Annotated in this window: 13 protein-coding genes; 5 read left to right on the top strand and 8 right to left on the bottom strand. The window is 42.2% G+C overall.

Annotated elements, in window-relative coordinates; translation table 11 throughout:
- Positions 1–286: 286 nt before the first annotated feature.
- The 3 genes from T541_RS0105310 to T541_RS0105300 form a co-directional block, all read right to left on the bottom strand.
- Entirely contained in the window at positions 287–1,141 is an 855-nt protein-coding gene (locus T541_RS0105310) for a trypsin-like peptidase domain-containing protein (RefSeq protein ID WP_026651711.1), read from the bottom strand.
- The gene (locus T541_RS21345; protein ID WP_155839465.1) at positions 1,128–1,268 is read right to left on the bottom strand and encodes a hypothetical protein; all 141 of its coding nucleotides are present in this window, start codon (positions 1,266–1,268) and stop codon (positions 1,128–1,130) included. Before T541_RS21345 ends, T541_RS0105310 begins: the two co-directional genes overlap by 14 nt.
- An 87-nt stretch (positions 1,269–1,355) precedes the next feature.
- Positions 1,356–3,182, bottom strand: a complete 1,827-nt coding sequence (locus tag T541_RS0105300) for an aminopeptidase P family protein (protein WP_026651710.1) — start codon at positions 3,180–3,182, stop codon at positions 1,356–1,358.
- A 200-nt stretch (positions 3,183–3,382) separates the two neighbouring features.
- On the opposite strand from T541_RS0105300, the gene T541_RS20560 reads away from it, so the two are divergent.
- Together T541_RS20560 and deoC are read left to right on the top strand one after the other, a co-directional pair.
- The gene (locus T541_RS20560; protein ID WP_026651709.1) at positions 3,383–5,866 is read left to right on the top strand and encodes an EAL domain-containing protein; all 2,484 of its coding nucleotides are present in this window, start codon (positions 3,383–3,385) and stop codon (positions 5,864–5,866) included.
- 113 nt (positions 5,867–5,979) lie between these two features.
- The gene (gene deoC, locus T541_RS0105290; protein ID WP_026651708.1) at positions 5,980–6,639 is read left to right on the top strand and encodes a deoxyribose-phosphate aldolase; all 660 of its coding nucleotides are present in this window, start codon (positions 5,980–5,982) and stop codon (positions 6,637–6,639) included.
- Positions 6,640–6,749: 110 nt separating this feature from the next.
- Here deoC and T541_RS0105280 read toward each other — a convergent pair whose 3' ends face one another.
- Positions 6,750–8,123, bottom strand: a complete 1,374-nt coding sequence (locus tag T541_RS0105280; protein WP_026651707.1) for a citrate/2-methylcitrate synthase — start codon at positions 8,121–8,123, stop codon at positions 6,750–6,752.
- 43 nt (positions 8,124–8,166) lie between these two features.
- On the bottom strand, positions 8,167–9,663 hold the full coding sequence (gene thrC, locus T541_RS0105275) for a threonine synthase (protein WP_026651706.1): 1,497 nt from the start codon (positions 9,661–9,663) through the stop codon (positions 8,167–8,169).
- Positions 9,664–9,833: 170 nt separating this feature from the next.
- Between thrC and T541_RS0105270 the strand changes: the two genes are divergently transcribed.
- Positions 9,834–10,628, top strand: a complete 795-nt coding sequence (locus T541_RS0105270; RefSeq protein ID WP_026651705.1) for a hypothetical protein — start codon at positions 9,834–9,836, stop codon at positions 10,626–10,628.
- Between the two features lie 672 nt (positions 10,629–11,300).
- On the opposite strand, the gene T541_RS0105260 is transcribed toward T541_RS0105270, so the two are convergent.
- The 3 genes from T541_RS0105260 to T541_RS0105250 form a co-directional block, all read right to left on the bottom strand.
- Complete coding sequence (locus tag T541_RS0105260) at positions 11,301–12,149, bottom strand: hypothetical protein (protein ID WP_026651704.1); 849 nt, start codon at positions 12,147–12,149, stop codon at positions 11,301–11,303.
- A gap of 34 nt (positions 12,150–12,183) precedes the next feature.
- Positions 12,184–13,032, bottom strand: coding sequence for a hypothetical protein (locus T541_RS0105255; RefSeq protein WP_026651702.1), 849 nt, complete (start codon positions 13,030–13,032; stop codon positions 12,184–12,186).
- Between the two features lie 68 nt (positions 13,033–13,100).
- Complete coding sequence (locus T541_RS0105250) at positions 13,101–14,660, bottom strand: ABC-F family ATP-binding cassette domain-containing protein (protein ID WP_026651701.1); 1,560 nt, start codon at positions 14,658–14,660, stop codon at positions 13,101–13,103.
- 251 nt (positions 14,661–14,911) lie between these two features.
- Between T541_RS0105250 and T541_RS0105245 the strand changes: the two genes are divergently transcribed.
- Both T541_RS0105245 and T541_RS20555 read left to right on the top strand, forming a co-directional pair.
- Positions 14,912–16,279 carry an MATE family efflux transporter gene (locus tag T541_RS0105245; protein WP_051538104.1) on the top strand — a complete coding sequence of 456 codons (1,368 nt, stop codon included), beginning with the start codon at positions 14,912–14,914 and terminating at the stop codon, positions 16,277–16,279.
- A 124-nt stretch (positions 16,280–16,403) separates the two neighbouring features.
- Positions 16,404–17,501, top strand: coding sequence for a hypothetical protein (locus T541_RS20555; RefSeq protein ID WP_051538103.1), 1,098 nt, complete (start codon positions 16,404–16,406; stop codon positions 17,499–17,501).
- Positions 17,502–17,503: the final 2 nt, after the last annotated feature.

Raw genomic sequence — 17,503 nt, 5'->3', positions numbered from 1 at the left:
TACCCCTCTTATTTTCTGTGTTTTTAAAGATTTCAAATTTCATCCTGCACAGAAAATAAATGGCACCTACCATATTTTCTGTATTTTAGCTCAAAACAAATGAACTAGCACCACACAGTGTACATAAAAAAGTAGAATTATAGCTATTTTCTGTATTTCAAGAAATAGTCATAATGTTACTTGTTCACAAGCTCCTATACTAATACAAATACAAGCTCCTATACTAATACAAATTCAAGAATTAACTTAGCTTCTTTGTTCGTCTAACCTCTTACTCATCAGCCCATCACTGGCCATATACTTCATCAATTGTTGCCACATCTACGCAGACAGCCTCGCTATCAGAGGAGCCACCAAGGAGCATTCCTGCGTAGTAGCCTCTTGTAGTGAAGAGGCCGCTTCCTGACATGCCTTCACTGACGTTACAAAGGCAGTAGATCATGTCCATGCCAAATTCCTCGATGAACATTGAATTACTGGCAACACTGCCGGCGCTCATAGCCTTCTCATAAGGATCATAGACAAAAACTGAGTCTCCAAAGTAAACCTCTGAAATAGTGCAGATACTCTTGATTCCAAGACTATCAAGGTCTACACTCTCTCCAGCAACAGTCTTGATAGACTTGCCTGCAATTCCACCATCCAGCGTAACTTCCAGGAAACAAATATCCTTATCTGTATCCTTCTTGATAATCCCAGCTTCAGCCTCTATTTTTCCGCCTATACTTGCAGAATTCTCATCAATAGCCATTTCCACATTATTGCTAGTATCAATTGCAGAATAACTATCGCTGGAACTACCAGTACTGCTGCCGTCATCGAACACCACAACACCTGTATCCTCGCCATCTCCAAAGATATGGAGTGCAGTAACTATCACAATCTTATCATCTGTGATTTTGTAGATGTTGCCGCTTCCCATAAGGCTAGAAGCCTTGACCTGAACTGAAGTCTTGCTGGCAAGTTCCATAGCCTTGCCGTAGTCAGCTTCTTCCTCAGAGAGGACCTCAGATACATGTCCATCTATATGTTGTTTCCGTAGCATACTCACATAGAACGATGCCGCCAGCATCAGCAAAGCTATTGATACTATCAAAAAATTCTTGATATTCTTCTTCATATTCACATTAATTCTGAACATTCTTTATCTCATGATTGTTCTTACTCTCATGTTCACTATTACTCTCATGAACATCTATAGTCTCATGTGTACTACTAATTTCAAGCATGTTCTCTATATCAAGAACACTCTCATTTTTCTTATTCAAATTACAACTATCCACAATCTATCCGTACTTAACTTGAGCATTTGCCATTTCGGCAAATGCTCATCATTTCCCACACTTCCTATATTTTTACTGCACTTCTCTTGTAGCTTCCTTAAGCCAAGCCTTAACCTCAGCATCCTCAATAAGAGGAGCAACTCTGTCGTATACCATCTTGTGATACTCATTAAGAAGCTTAACGTGCTCAGGCTTCATGTACTTAGTATCAATGGCCTCAAGATCGATAGGCGCATAGGTAAGGTGCGCAAATTTAAGAAACTTGCCGTACTCATTCTCCTTATCAGTAACAACTTCAAGGATGTTCTCAATTCTGATGCCATGGCTATCCTGAATGTAAACACCTGGCTCATCAGATACGATCATACCCTCAAGAAGTGGAGCCTCGTTGGCACCAGGAGCAAATCTCCATCTGATGTTCTGTGGTCCCTCGTGAACATTTAAGATATAGCCGATACCGTGGCCTGTGCCGTGGTTATAATCAATTCCCATATCCCATAATGGACCTCTTGCAAGGATATCAACATTTCTTCCTGTGCAGCCCTCAAGGAATGTAGCATTTGCAAGGCTAAGCATACCAGCAACAGTTGCTGTGTAGTGTCTCTTAATCTCGTCAGAAATAGCGCCAACAACGATAGTTCTTGTAACATCAGTTGTTCCGCCCATATAGGTTGCTCCAGAATCCACAAGGAGCATACCCTCTGCCTTAACCTCAGCGCAGTTATCCTCTGTTGCCTCATAGTGAGCCATTGCAGCATTAGCATTATAAGCACTGATAGTAGGGAAAGAAAGCTCAATGTAGCCAGGAAGCTCAGCTCTCATGCTATCAAGCTTCATAGCTGCGCTGTACTCTGTCATTGGGATCTTGCCCACATTCTTCTTAACCCAGTAGATAAATTCTGTGAGCTTAGCGCTATCCTTAAGGTAAACCTCTCTGATATTGGCAATCTCAGTCTTATTCTTCTGAGCCTTCATAAGCTCTGTAGGATCCTTCTCGTTCTTGAGAGCCACCTTACCCTCCTGGGCCTTCTTAAGAAGAGTCTTAAATGTCAGGAAGTTAGTATTTCTCTTATCATAGAGAACATCACTGTCAAAAGAGCTATCTCCTACAAACTCCATTACGCTGTGATAGTCACGAAGTTCGATTCCAACCTTATCGCAGTACTCCTTAACCTCAGAAGTAACCTCACCCTCCTGAACAAAGAGACTGAACTTATCCATTGTGATATAAGCATAAGCAAGAGCTACAGGATTGCACTCAACGTCATTACCACGAAGGTTAGTAAGCCAGCAGATATCATCAAGCTTGGATAAAAGATAAGCACCTGTTCCAAACTTCTTCATGGCATCTCTAACCTCTGAAAGCTTCTGTGCAAAGCTCTTTCCACAAAGCTCATCAGATAAAACATACATATCATGAAGAGGAAGAGCTGGTCTGTCTGTCCAAACCTCCTCTGCAAGGTCCTTGTCGATCTTAAGAGTTACCTTCTTAGCAGAAAGCTTCTTTTCAAGGCTCTCACCAATGCTTGTGGAGATTACTCTTCCATCAAAGCCAAGGCACTGACCTTCCTTCATATTTGCAAAAAGATATTCCTCAATAGTAGGAACACCTGGATTCATCATCTTAAAGAGCTCTACTCCTGTGCCCTTCATCTGGTTCTCAGCCTGGATAAAGTAACGGCCATCTGTCCACATTCCTGCAAAATCCTTGGACACAACAAGAGTTCCGTTTGATCCGTCAAATCCGCAAAAATACTCTCTTACCTTAAAGAAATCAGCTGAATACTCTGAATTGTGGAAATCAGAAGTTGGCATCATATAAAAGTCGATGCCCTCTCTTTCCATGACAGAACGGAGACTTGCAAGTCTTTCCTTTATAACTGTATTTTCATATGACATAATAATGCCTCCCTATATATTGATCTAAAAACCGCGAAGCAACTAAATATTACCCCGCAATTCTACTTATAAAAAATTCAAAAGAAATTTTATCACATTTTTATAGGTTATACACCCTTTGTTTGTGCTTTAAGCTTGTTTAAAGACATCAAAATAGTTTATACTCAATATATCAGTAATAGTTGATGGAGATTTCGTTTATGAAAGATGCCACCAAGGAAATTGACAAGGCCGCAGTCGCGAAATATGTGGTCGAAAACATCGACAAAGCCATCGAAAATGGGTGGATTGTGCCCTATTATCAGCCTGTGATCAGATCCCTCACAGGTCAGCTTTGTAGTGCAGAAGCCCTGGCCAGATGGATTGATCCTGAATACGGATTCCTGGCTCCATACCTTTTCATCGGCCCACTGGAAGACAGTAAGCAGATCTACAAGCTTGACTGTTTTATTGTGGAGTGCGCATGTAAAGACATTTCTGATCGCCTTTCACAGGAACTTCCTGTTGTTCCTGTTTCTATCAATCTCTCCCGCCTTGACTTCGAAGCCACCAATATGCTGGAAGTAGTGGAGAAGGCTATTGAAAAGTATGATATCCCACGAGACTATCTTCATGTAGAAATTACTGAGAGTATGATTGCATCTGACGAAGATCTGATGCGTTCTGAGATCGACCGCTTCAGAGAAGCCGGATACGAAGTCTGGATGGATGATTTTGGCTCTGGCTACTCTTCTCTTACAGTCCTTAAGGACTTCCAGTTCGATACCCTTAAGATGGACATGCATTTCCTGTCCACCTTTACAGAAAAATCAAAATCCATTATGACCTGGGGTATCACCATGGCTAAAAGTATCAAGATGAAGACCCTTGCAGAGGGTGTTGAAACCCAGGAACAGGTGGACTTCCTTAAGAAGATAGGCTGCGGACGGCTCCAGGGCTATTTCTACGGAAAGCCCATGCCCCTTGATGATCTTCTCCCAGCAATGCAGGAAAAGAACATAACCTTTGAGAAAAGGCAATGGCGCCACTACTATGACGTCGCCAGCTTTAACGCCATGGAAACAAATGAACCCCTTGAACTTTTCGAATACGACGGCAAGAACTTCAAGACTTTGTTCATGAATGAGCCCTATAAACAGCAGATCTTCATCAATGAAAAAGACCTGTCTAAAATAGATAATATTATATACACAGGAAGCTCTCCGCTTGTAAAGAAATACAAGGAATTTGCCAACATTCTGGCCAGCTCTGGTAACCAGGAGACCTTCTACTACACTTATAACGGCAGTATTCTCAGATTCACCGCAAGAGTACTGGCCAGCAACGCCGGGCGTCACCTGATAAAGGGATCGATCCTTAATATCTCCATGGATAGAGAGAATAACAAGCTCAACGACCTTAATTACAGGTTAAAAGAGCTAAATCACCTGTTTGAAGTTGTTCTCCAGCTTAACCCTGGCAACAATTCCATTGCTCCTCTCCTTGGACAGTTCAGGTATTCGCCTCAGGAAAAGGTTGTCACTGGTACTCTTACTGAGCGCAATGAACTAACAGAAAAATATATCGTTCACCCCAAGGACAGGAAAAGGTACCATGACTTCCTGGATATGAGCACCATCAAGTCCCGCATAGAGCTTAGCGGAAGGGGATATGTGGTTACTGTCTGCAGATTAAAACAACCAGATGGCAATTACCAGTGGAAAGAGTTATCTCTTTTACTTATCCCAGGAACAAATGCAAGAGAATACCTTCTGTGCATCAAATCCACTGTAGAGGATGTCTATAAGTATATTCAGGAATCCGTTAAGGGCACAAGCTACGAAGCATCCGGTGAAGTCAGTGATGAGATTATCCGTTCAGCCTACATGTGGCAGAACGTTATCAACAGCTCCAATATCAAATTCTTCTGGAAGGATAAGGATAGACGTTTCATCGGCGTAAGCCAGTCCTTCCTGGATTTCTATGATATCAGATCACTGGATGATATCATTGGCAAGACCGATGAGGATATCCGCTGGAATGTTGATGAAAACTCCTATATGTCTGATGAGATAGACGTTGTCACAAAGGGCAAGCTTATCCAGAACGCACCTGGACAGTGTATTGTAAATGGTATCGTTCACAATATCGTTGCCAACAAGGTTCCGTTCTACATTAACAATGAGATTGCCGGACTTCTGGGCTACTTCATCGACTGCGACGAAGAGCTTAACCAGATGGATTCAGCATCCAACAAGCGTAGGATTGATCCTGTTACAGGTCTTATGAGTACCAAGGCCTTCACAGATGCCATGATAGACTACGCTCTTGAATACCATGAGAATCACAAAAACTACGGTCTTATCATTATCAGAAACAGCAAGTACGAAAGAATCCGTGAGACCTTCGGGGATGAATTTGGCAAGAAGCTCCTTAAGGAAATGGGTAATGCTATCGTTAAGGTCACCGGACAGAGCTGCGCTGTTGCAAGAACCAGGGAAGCAGATTTTGCTCTTATAACATATCTCTTCAAACCAGGTGAGCTTCAGAACATCTGTGAAAACGTCAAGGAATCCGTTGAATCCATAAGGATGATCGATGGTAACGACGTAACAGTCAAGCTTGAAACCGCCTGCGTAGTAAGAAGCGAATGTGATCTTCCTGATGAAGGCATCTATCAGATGGCCATGAACCAGCTCAAATAAGATATAGGAATATTGCACTTTTGTAATTTAATGATTGAGTATATAATAAGTGGTGCAAGTTCACAGCTTGCACCATTTAATATTGTCAATTCAAATCAGAAAGGATTTTTATCATGGAAGAAAAAGAAATACTTAAACTCATTGACCACACACTGCTTGCTGCAGACTGCACTTGGGAGCAGATCGTTGCTCTTTGCGACGAAGCTGTTAAGTACGGCACAGCGTCAGTTTGCATTCCTCAGGCTTATCTTAAGAGATGCCATGAGAAGTACGGCGATGCACTTAATCTCTGCACAGTAATCGGCTTCCCTCTTGGCTACAACTCAGCACATTCTAAGGTCGTTGAGGCTGAGGATTCCATCGCTGATGGCGCTTCAGAGATCGACACAGTTGTTAACATCTCAGATGTTAAGAACCACAGATTTGACGAAGTAAAAAAAGAGCTTGAGATGCTGAGAAAGGCTTGCGGCGACAAGATCCTTAAGGTTATCATCGAGACTTGCTACCTTACAGAGGATGAGAAAATCGAGCTTTGCAAGATCGTAACAGAGACAAAGGCTGACTACATCAAGACTTCTACAGGTTTTGGAAGCGCTGGCGCTACACTCTCCGACATCGAGCTTTTCAAAAAGCACATCGGACCAGATGTTAAGATCAAGGCTGCTGGCGGAATCCGTACTATCGAGGATGCTAAGGCATATGCTGAAGCTGGCTGCAGCAGAATCGGATCTTCAAAGGTTGCTCCACTCATTGCTCAGAAGTACGGCCTTTAATTAGATAGTTCTTTTAACCCACATAAATACGGAGAGGATAGATGATATCCTCTCCGTTTATTATTGTCTTAATATCCTGCAGAACAAGCTTGCTCTGATCAAGTCTAATCTCAGTCTCTGTCGCCCATGGCAACATATTCCTTACGGGGCTCGATGGCCATGTATGCAGGACGAATGATCTTACCGTTGTTGGCAAGCTCTTCCATTCTGTGAGCGCTCCAGCCCACAATTCTTGCCATAGCAAAGATTGTTGGGTAAAGCTCCTCAGGAAGATCAAGCATTCTGTAAACAAAGCCTGAATAGAAGTCCACGTTGGCGGAAACGCCCTTATACATGGTACGCTCGCCGGAAATTATCTGTGGAGCAAGTCTCTCAACAAGCTGGTAAAGAGCCAGCTCATCTTCTCTTCCCTTTTCAACTGCAAGTTTCTCAACAAAGCTCTTAAGGATAAGGGCTCTTGGATCTGACTTGGAATAGATAGCGTGGCCGATACCATAGATAAGTCCTGCCTTATCAAAGGCTTCCTTATTAAGGATCTTATCAAGGTATGCTGCTACCTCTTCCTCATCCTTCCAGTCCTTAACATGCTCTTCAATGTCATCAAACATGTGAACCACCTTGATATTGGCACCGCCATGTCTTGGTCCCTTAAGGGATCCGATGGCTGCTGCAATGGTGGAATAAGTATCTGTCATACTTGAGCTGACCACGTGGGTTGTGAAGGATGAATTGTTACCACCACCGTGCTCCATGTGAAGCACAAGGCAGATATCCAAAAGCTTAGCCTCCAGCTCTGTATACTGGCTGTCAGGTCTTAGCAGATATAGGATTGTCTCTGCTGTTGAAAGCTCCTCCAGAGGAGGATGGATAACAAGGCTGTTACCCTCGTGGTAATGGTTGTAAGCCTGGTAGCCATAGATTGATAAAAGTGGGAACAGGCTTATAAGCTGCATACTCTGCCTAAGCACGTTAGGAAGAGATGTGTCATCAGCAAGATCGTCATAGGAATAAAGCGTAAGAACTGATCTTGCCAGGGTGTTCATCATATCTTTACTTGGCGCCTTCATGATGATGTCTCTTACAAAGCTGGTTGGAAGGCTTCTGTAAAAACCAAGCATCTTGTTAAAATCAGATAGCTCTTTTTCATTAGGGAGCTTATCAAATAAAAGCAAATAGGAGCACTCTTCAAAGGCGAAACGATTATCGTCAGTAGCTCTTTTTATAAGTTCTCTGACATCATAGCCTCTAAAATAGAGTTCGCCGTCAATTGGTATGCTCTCGCCATTTTCTTCTTTCTTGGCAATAATTTCTGAAATACGGGTAAGGCCTGTAAGTACGCCCTTACCATTAAGATCACGAAGGCCTCTTTTTACATCATATTTGTAAAAGAGCTCGTTATCGATCATATCTCCTGCTTCGGCCAGTTTAGAAAGCTCAACGATTTCAGGTGTGTTTTCTGAGTAAATATTCTTTCCAGTATCCATTCGCACCTCCTGTTATTGTATTTGCTACAGCTGCTCTGAATTATTACTGGATCTTAAGAAATTCCTTAACTGCCTTCTCCATGTCGGTCTTAGCAACTACCTTATCATGAAGCACCTTGGCAGTTCTGATAGATGTTACTGCCTCTGGAATATCTACCTTAGATAATTCACAAAGCTTTTCAGCAAGTTCGAAGTCGTCCTTGGAATCGTCATTGTGAGAAAGAGCTGTCATGACGCTTCTTGTGAACTTGTATGGGCTTGCTGTTGAAGCAATAACTGTCACTGTGTTATCTCCAGTCTCCTTAACGTATTTCTTGTAAACTGAAGAAGCAACTGCTGTGTGGGTATCCATGAGATATCCGTAATTTTCAAAAGCGTCCTTGATGGCTGCGAAGGTCTCTTCCTCTGTAGCGTAGCCGCCGTAGAAGTCTGAGAGCTTCTCCTTCATAGCATCTGTGATGTCGTACTTACCGCTTTCATTAAGCTCTTTCATAAGAGAAGCGTCTGTACCTGCGTCGTCACCTGCGATGTGATAGATAAGTCTCTCAAGGTTAGATGAGATGAGAATATCCATAGAAGGTGATGAAGTAAGGACAAATTCTCTGTTTCTGTCGTAAGTACCGCTCTTGAAGAAATCAAAGAGTACCTTGTTGGAGTTAGATGCGCAAATAAGCTTTGCAATGTTAACTCCCATCTGCTTAGCGTAGTAAGCAGCAAGGATATTACCAAAATTACCTGTAGGAACTACTACATTGATAGCGTCCCCATCTGAGATTCTGCCTTCCTTAAGGAGTTTGGCATAAGAATAAACATAGTAAACAATCTGAGGAACAAGTCTTCCGATATTGATGGAGTTGGCTGATGAGAACTGGAATCCGTTAGCATCAAGCTCTTTGCAGATTCTCTCGTCAGTGAAGATCTTCTTAACTCCTGTCTGAGCATCATCAAAGTTACCTTCGATTCCGATAACGCAGGTGTTATCTCCTGTCTGAGTAACCATCTGTCTCTCCTGAATTGGGCTTACGCCGTTCTTAGGATAAAAGACGATGATCTTAGTGCCCTTAACATCAGCAAATCCAGCAAGGGCTGCCTTTCCAGTATCTCCACTTGTGGCTGTAAGAATGACGATCTCATTTTTTACATTGTTCTTCTTCGCCGCAGTGGTCATAAGATATGGAAGGATTGAAAGTGCCATATCCTTAAAAGCAATAGTTGCGCCGTGGTACAATTCCAGGTAATAAGCGCCTCCGCACTCAGCAAGTGGTGCGATCTCTTTAGTATCAAACTTGGAATCGTAGGCGTGCTCTATACAGTACCTAAGTTCTTCCTCTGTGAAATCAGTTAAAAGAAGCTTCATTACTTCGTAAGCTGTCTCCTGATAACTAAGTTCTGAAATCTCTCTAAGTGATTTTTCTAAAGAAGGGATGTGATCTGGAACAAAGAGTCCACCGTCCTTTGCAAGACCTTTCAAAATAGCTTCAGATGCCTTAACTTTGTCCAAAGCTCCCCTGGTACTACTGTACAAAACTTCCTTTGCCATTGCTTTTACTCCTCATTTATTGATACAATATTTATATGGAAATTCTGGTAGAAAACCTACCCTTTGAAATATGAGTATAACACACAAATACCTCAAATATCTACCATAAATTTTAGCGCTTTGAATTATTAAAGTAACAACGTGTTTTTGGTAAACATAAGGGGGATACTTTGAAAAATCAGCGAAGTACCGGTGTATATGCTACAACTCTTAAAGACGGGACGCCATCCTACAGAGCTTCCATCACCTTCGGAGGCAAGCACATTTCTTTAGGAAGCTTTGACCGTGAAGACAAGGCCGCCAAGACCTACCGCGAAGCTCAAAAGGTTCTTGGAGACCCATCCTTTGACATCTCATCTTATTCAAGTAAAATGACTCTCCCCTTTGAAAAATGCGTAAGTCTCATTAACTACAGAGATAAGGGTATGTACATCGCAACTCCTATCTATCTTGAAAAGAAATATTTCCGCTACTACTTATCCCCTGACCTTTCACTTAAGTTCGATATAGATGATCTCTTTTACTACTCTTCTCATAAGATCATGAAGCGTGGTTCTCACTTGTTTGTGGCGGACTATGGTTCCCAGCTCTCCGTCCTTGCGCGTTATGGTATAAAGAGCTATGCCGTTGAAGGCAGGGACTATCGCTTTGCCAATGATGATCCTCTGGACTTTCGCTATGAGAATATCATCATCCTTAACCGCTACCGCGGTGTTATGCAGTATGCAGAGAAGGGTTTTCTTAAATACAAGGTGGTGATCCACGTTCGAAGTAACTATGTGGTTGGGAAATACAATTCAGAAGCTGAGGCCGCCATTGCCTACAATAAGGCAGCAGATATCCTCAAAAAAAATGGGATAAAGAAAAACTTCCAGCAAAACTACGTGGAAGATCTTTCTCCATCCCAATACGCCGACATCTACATGAAGCTCAAGGTCGCACCCAGAATCTACGCCCTGAGCTGATCCTGGCTATCCACTACAACGCCCCAGGGCCATAGATATGTATATGCTCACGTTTCCTCGCCGTGACTTCCTACGGCTTATATAAGAAAAATGGCTCATATCACAGTCGTTCAGGGCATTCACCATTTTTCTTATATTTCACCTAGGAACTCATCGACTCGTCCAAATGCTCGCATCTACATATCTATGGCCCTGGGGCTCTGCATCTGGCTTAGCAATACTCATCTCATATCCAAGTTCTTTACTTATGCAAATAATTCCAACTAGTAATCAACCTCATTCTCTAGTAATCAACCTATATTCTAGCCTGTACGTGTAAAGCATTAATAATCCCACCATCTTATCCGCAACTTTTCATGTTTTGATACCTCATTCTCAAGGCATCTACGGATAAGATATCCTGAATCAATTCATCCTATCCGCAAATTCGATTTCAAGCTAAAGACTATGAATCTAGATTTGCGGATAGAGGTTATTGAATCATACTGGTTTATCCGCACGGTCTACGAAAACCTGATTTTCAAAGTCAATATTTGCGGATAAAGGTACTGAATCATAATCCCCTTATCCGCACAAACTGTGGCAAAGGCATTTGCCCACTCCTTGTTTTCTGGCTTGATCACCATTTTCGTTCTTATCAGATAGATTCTTTCCTCTAATTCTATTAATTATTTATTCTACACGCTGTTTTTTCTTTTTAATAATCATTCTTACGATGAAGTCAATCAATGCTACTAAGAGAAAGACTACAACTGCGTTTAGCACAAACAAAGCAAAAAATATTATTCCAAAATCTCCAAACGCCATAAATTGGTAGTCTGTGTAAATAGCAGCTACCGTAAATAGTGCATACTGAATGAAGCCGTGAAGAAGATTAAGCTTCTTGACTACAAAGAATGCGATCACTCCAAATGCCACAATGAAGGCCACGGCTAACATATACATAAATTCAAATGAAATTGAATCCTCTAAGTAGATATATATTTCTATTGGAAGCATTTTTATGATATATGCGATCAGATCCAACGATCCCCAAACGCAAAGAATATACATAAAGCCTAAAACCAGCGCTCTAAGATACTCATGAAGAAATGGAATTAGTCTGTCAATTGCAAGAAAGATCACACATGTTCCGATCACATACCATGAGATATACAAAAGTCTCTCTGGCCAGAATCCCAGTTCCCACTCGGAATAAACATGGTCTGTGCGCCAGATTGTAGAAGAGGCAGCACTAAATACCACATTTAGAATTGCTGCGATCACCGGAAAGATAAGGATATCATATACATTCTTGAACTTATTCAGGTATCCAACAAGCTCGAAGGTAACTACTCCTGTGATTACTCCCACAAGTCTTGGATGGCTGAAAACTCCCCAATAAGCAAAGAAATTACCCTGCCCGTTATCGTATCTAATTGATGTCCATGCCATCAGCCACCAGATCAAGCTAAACCACGCTACGCAAACAATCGCTGACAATGGACATTTCTTTATGTCGTTCTTAAGTTTCTCTTTCATACTCTTTTCCTCCTAAGATAGCCTTATTCACAAGTCATAGTAAAACATCCTTCTTAACAGCTCTGCTACTAAGGAAATCTACCAGAGTCAGTAATCCAAAGATAAAAATGGAGAAAATAGCAAAAAATGCTACAAAAGCTGTTCCCATATCTCCAAAGATTGGAAGTTGGAAATCTGTGTAGACAGCTCCAAAGAAAAATAGTACATACTGTCCAGCGTCGCCAAGCAGCTTCATCTTTTTGATCACAAGATAACCAACTGCTCCAATTAAAGTACCTAAAACAAGAGCTGAAATTACCATACTCGCGATACTTACAAAGATCATATGTAAAAAGAAATCAGCTGCCCCAAAGAGAAGCATTTCAAACGCAACTAAAATCAGAGCAAGTAATCCCCAGATGCAGAATGTAAACACAAAGCCTACAATTAATGCCCTTAAATACATATGCACAAAAGGAAGTAGCCTGTCAAATGCAAGAAATACCACACATACTCCGATAACATACCATGAAATAAACCAAAGCCTATCAGGCCAGAAGCCCAGCTCCCAGTCAGTATAAACATGGTCTGTGCGCCAAATAGACGAAGAGATAATAGTAAATACTACATTTAAGATAGCTGCCACCATCGGAAACAGCACCACATCAAGCCTGTTCTTAAACTTATCCCAATATCCTACAAGAATAAAGGTAATAACTCCAGATACCGCTCCCACAAGCCTTGGATGATCAAACAAACCCCTATAGGCAAAGAGATTATCAAGCCCCTCATCGTATCTAATTGATGTCCATGCCATCAGCCACCAGATCAGGCTAAACCATATAGCACATACAAGGGCTGACCATGGACATTTCTTTATATCATTTCTAAGATTTTCACTCATACTCTCTCCTCCGTAGATAGTCTTATACAATCTATACAGATGAGAAATGAATTATGTTGCAAAAAATCTTACACTCTTGTTGTCCACTTGGAGCAGTCCATGATCTCAGTGGCGAGACCTTCGTAGAAGTCTGGCTCGTGGCAGACCATGAGGATGCTTCCCTTGTATTCTTTGAGAGCTCTTTTAAGCTCGTCCTTGGCATCTACATCCAGGTGGTTAGTAGGCTCGTCCAGTACAAGAACGTTGGACTCTCTGTTGATCAGCTTGCAAAGGCGAACCTTAGCCTGCTCACCACCAGATAAAACCTTGCACTTACTCTCGATGTGCTTGGTGGTAAGTCCGCACTTGGCAAGGGCTGAACGGACCTCGTACTGAGAAAAGCCTGGGAATTCCTTCCAGATTTCTTCCATACAGGTGGTCTCAATGTCAGGAGACATCTCCTGCTCAAAGTATCCAATCTCCACATTCTCGCCCAGTTCTACGTTTCCACTTATAGGCTTGATAAGACCGAGGATACTCTTAAGAAGTGTTGTCTTACCGATACCGTTGGCACCAGTAAGGACAATTCTTGATCCACGCTCCATATTGATATTAAGAGGTAATGAAAGTGGCTCATCATAGCCGATCACCAGATCCTTAGTCTCAAAGATGTACTTACCAGGAGTCCTTGCAGTCTTAAAGTTAAACTCTGGCTTTGGCTTTTCCTGGATCTTCTCGATAATGTCCATACTGTCTAATTTCTTTTGACGGGCCATGGCCATGTTACGGGTGGCAACGCGGGCCTTATTGCGGGCAACGAAATCCTTAAGATCAGCAATCTCCTGCTGCTGTCTGTTGTAGGCTGCCTCTCTCTGGGCCTTCTTCATCTCATAGACTTCCATGAACTTGTCGTAATCACCAACATATCTGTCCAGTGAATGGGTCTGACCATCCATGTGATAGATGATGTTAACTACATTATTAAGGAAAGGAATGTCGTGTGAGATAAGGATAAAGGCGTTGTCGTACTCCTGAAGGTATCTTGTAAGCCACACGATATGCTCAGCATCCAGGTAGTTGGTAGGCTCGTCAAGAAGAAGGATATCAGGCTTCTCAAGAAGCAGCTTACCAAGTAAGATTTTAGTTCTTTGTCCACCGGAAAGCTCAGTAACATCCCTATCAAGACCAAGGTCAAGGAATCCCAGTGCTCTTGAAACCTCTTCAATCTTGGAATCAATAAGGTAGAAGTCATGGTTGGTTAAAAGATCCTGAATAGTACCCAGCTCTTCCATATAATTATTGAGGGTCTCTTCGTCCGCATCCCCCATGGCATCGCAGATCTCGTTCATGCGGCGCTCCATCTCATAAAGAGGCTCGTAGGCGGATGCAAGGACGTCCCTGATGGTCATTCCCTCTTTTAACACAGCGTGCTGATCAAGGTAGCCCACCTTAACGTTCTTTGCCCACTCGATCTTACCGGCATCTGGCATAAGCTTGCCGATAATGATATTCATAAATGTAGACTTACCTTCGCCGTTGGCTCCAACAAGTCCGATATGTTCACCCTTAAGGAGTCTGAAAGACACGTCATCAAAGATGGCTCTGTCGCCGAAACCGTGGGTTAAATGCTCAACGTTTAAAATACTCATAAAACTCTCCTATTTAAATCAAATCAAAAAACCGTTTTATATCATACCACATTTGTCAAAAGAGATAGTGAAGATTTTTCATAATCATCTAATGAGTTTGCAACATATCAAAGATAAATCAAAATCCACAGAAAGTGTTCAATAATGTAGATAGAAAAAGAGCTAAGGATAACCTATACTAAACTGAATGCTTAGCGCTCTGAGATATTTAGAGCAGCTTGGCAAGTGTATATTTGAGTTTAGAGGTAATCATGAGTAAAGCAGTAACACGTTCAACATCAGTAGATATGACGGTCGGGGATCCCACAAAGCTTCTTCTGACCTTTATGCTTCCAACTTTATTTGGAAATATTTTCCAGCAGTTCTACAACATCGTAGACACCATCATTGCTGGCAGATACATTGATCCTTCCGCCCTGGCTGCGGTTGGATCCACCGGTCATGTGACAAATCTCTTTTTCGCCCTGGGAAACGGCCTGGCTACAGGTATTGGCATCGTCACATCCCAGCACTTTGGAAAGGGCGACATCAAATCTGTTAAAAAAGTTATCACCAACGCCTTTATTCTCGTGGCTGCCACTGCCATGACCATCGGTGTTCTTGGTGCCATCTTTGCTTTCCCTGTGCTTAAGTATATTATGGGAACTCCGGAGTACATTCTTTCTAATGCGGCAGCCTATATGTCCATCATCTGCCTTGGCTTTGTGGGAACAGCTCTTTATAACACTGTTTCCTACATATTAAAGGGCGTTGGGGATTCCAAGACTCCGCTGTTCTTCCTTATAATATCCAGCTTTCTTAACGTGATCATGGATCTGGTATTTGTTCTGGTATTCGACATGGGTGTGGTGGGCCTTGCGGTGGCTACTATTACAGCTCAGGCTCTTTCTGCTTTGTCATCCATGACCTTTGCTTTCCTTAAGAATCCTGTCTTTAAATTAGAAAAAGCAGACTTCGGATTTGATAAAGATATTGTCGTAAAGTGCTTTACTCTTGGAGGCTCCATGGCGCTTCAGAGCGGACTCATAGCTCTTTCCTTCGTGGTTCTTCAAAGAGTCATTAACTCTTTTGACTATATTATTGTTGCGGCCTTTACTACTACAAGTAAGATTGAGAATCTTGTGAACCTGCAGTTTAAAGCTCTTTCTGATTCTCTCTCCTCCTACACGGGCCAGAACTTCGGCGCAAGGAAAGGGGACAGGGTAAAAGAGGGATATAAGAGAGGCATGACTATGATGCTGATCTACGCTATCGTGATGATCCCTGTGATGCTGCTGTTTAGCGGATCTATCGTAAGCATCTTTGTAAAAGGAGAAGGGGCTGACAAGATCATCTACTACGGCGGAACTGCCATGAAGATTCTGTCTATGTTCTATCTTCCACTTGGAACCATCTATGTCTGCAGGGGAATCCTTAACGGTGCTGGAGATGCTCTTTTCCCAGCTCTCTCTGGTGCAGCTGAAATGGTTGGAAGGGTTGTGTTCCCACTGGCTCTTTGCTCTATTCCATTCCTTGGAGAATGGGGACTTTGGGTATCAACTGGAATCACCTGGACAATTGTTGGCTCAACAGCCTTTGCAAGATACCATTCCAAGGACTGGAGAAAAGGCTTGTTTTAGGGCTTTTTAGACTATCTCATAAATTTTTTTAAAATTTTTTTGAAAATTTGCAACATATCTGCCACCCCATTTGTGTATATGGTAGAACAGCAAATAACACAAATGATTTTTAGGGAGAAATGGTATGAATTATAATAATCAGTTTAATAATCAGGGCAATAACAATTTCAATCAGCAGTTTCCAGGTCAGAGACCTAATCCAAATTATAATCAGTTCCGTGGTCCACAGATGAACAATGGTGGATACAACCCACAGATGCGTCTTAACAATTCAAATGGCTTCGGTGGTGGATATGGTAACCAGGAGCCTCCTAAGAAGAATATCGGACTTATCGCTGGTATCGGCGGTGCTTTAGTTGCATTCCTTGCAATTATCATTGCTATAGTTTTCTGCTTCGGACCAAGCGCAAGAGCTCAGGAAAATGAGAATGGCGCAGCAGTTGCTTCAACTGAAGATGAAGAGAAGGAAAACAAGAAGGATAAAGATAAAGACAAAGACAAGGATAAAGACGACGAGGACGACGACGAGGACGACGAAGAAGACGACGAGGACGACGACGAGGACGACGACGAAGACGACGACGAAGACGACGACGGAAAAGACAAGAAGAAGAAAAAGAAGAACAAAGATAAAGATAAAGACAAAGATAAAGATAAGGATAAAGACAAAGACAAGGATAAGGACAAAGACAAAGATAAAGACGACGATGAAGACGATGACTACGACGGCGATGACTTTGGCTGGGGCGGCGGCTCAGACAACAACAACGGCGGTTCAGACACATCTTACAGCTGCGTAGATATGTCAGGTTACTATGCATATGAGTTCGATGCAGAGGCTCAGGATCTTGACTATGATTCATACTGGCACTTCTCAAATTCAGATTATGCATACCTTTATGACGATGGTTCAGTTTGGTACTCAGATTATGTAGTACTCCTTGATGACGAAGCAAAGCGCTATGTTTGCAACGAGCTTGAGTCTTCTGGTCTTTCACTTTCAGATCAGGATACTATCGACAAGGCTCTTCAGCAGCAGGAAGGTTACGAGCACTATGTTGTAGTTGTATTCCCTAACCCAGAGGATAGCAGCGATGGATCATATTCAATCGGTCACGATGTACTGTTCGTTGGTGCTTACTACTACGTAGATGGACTTGAAATGTTTGATCTTATCTCAGTAGCTAATGGAGATGAGTCAATCATGGTATTGCAGCAGTAATT

The organism is Butyrivibrio proteoclasticus P6B7 (assembly GCF_000622085.1).
GTDB classification, from domain to species: domain Bacteria; phylum Bacillota; class Clostridia; order Lachnospirales; family Lachnospiraceae; genus Butyrivibrio; species Butyrivibrio proteoclasticus_A.
This window is presented reverse-complemented; position numbering and strand designations above follow the sequence as displayed.